Source organism: Oleiphilus sp. HI0128 (assembly GCF_001635365.1).
The window spans coordinates 1-1188 of record NZ_LWGG01001171.1; the positions used below are offsets into that span (position 1 = coordinate 1).

Here is a 1188-nt window from a genome sequence, read left to right on the forward strand (position 1 = left end):
AAGTTTCAGCCATCAAAGCCATGACAAAAGCCGGCGTACCGACGGTTCCTGGCTCCGACGGCCCGATCACAAATAATCAAGATCGAACCAAAGCTATTGCACGCAAAATTGGCTACCCGGTTATTATCAAAGCAGCCTCAGGTGGTGGCGGCCGGGGTATGAGAGTTGTTAACGACGAAGCTGAACTACTCACCTCGATTCAGCTAACACAGTCTGAAGCCAAAGCCGCTTTTGGCGATGACACCGTTTACCTTGAAAAATTTCTCGACACACCCCGGCATGTCGAAATCCAGGTACTTGCAGATAACCATGGCAATGTCATTCACTTAGGTGACCGTGACTGTTCACTGCAACGAAGACACCAAAAAGTTATCGAAGAAGCCCCTGCACCAAATATTAACGAGGAAGCCCGACAAGCCACGTTTGCCGCCTGCGTAAAAGCCTGCAAAGATATCGGCTATCGCGGAGCAGGAACATTTGAGTTCTTATACCAGGATGACAGTTTCTATTTTATCGAAATGAATACCCGAGTACAGGTAGAGCACCCTGTAACAGAAATGATAACAGGCATTAATATCGTTAAAGAGCAAATTAGAATTGCTAGCGGCCTACCACTTTCAGTCTCTCAAGCTGAAGTAAATCTTGAAGGCCATGCGATAGAGTGCCGCATTAACGCTGAAAATGCTCAAACCTTTGCACCGAGCCCCGGCTTAGTTAAACAGTTTCACGCGCCCGGTGGCATGGGAGTCCGTGTCGATTCGCATTTATATAGCGGCTATCGTGTACCTCCATTTTACGACTCTTTAGTTGCCAAAATCATTTGTCATAGCGAAAACCGTAATGCGGCGATGAACCGTATGACAAACGCACTTGACGAGCTAGTCGTAGACGGAATTGACACAAATATTGACCTTCACCGCAAGCTACTTTCCGATAGCGGATTTCGAGAGCTCGAATTTAATATCCATCATCTGGAAAAGAATATCCTTTAGTTTCATCTAATGTATTTCATTCCCGACTATCAGGAAGTCACTGACTTATGAACTGGATCCAAGTTAAAGCCAATATATCTCCCGCCATCGCAGAAGCTCTCGAAGAAGGCTTGCTCGCGGCGGGAGCCAGCGCAGTGACTCTCGAAGATGCTCAAGACCAGCCAGTGCTAGAGCCCGAACGGGGCACAACGCCGCT

1 protein-coding gene is annotated in these 1188 nt (G+C 47.6%); it reads left to right on the forward strand.

Features of this window, described 5'->3' with window-relative positions:
- Positions 1 to 992, forward strand: a 992-nt coding sequence (locus A3763_RS19785; protein ID WP_068760385.1) for an ATP-grasp domain-containing protein, incomplete at its 5' end; no start/stop codon positions are given.
- Positions 993 to 1188: the final 196 nt, after the last annotated feature.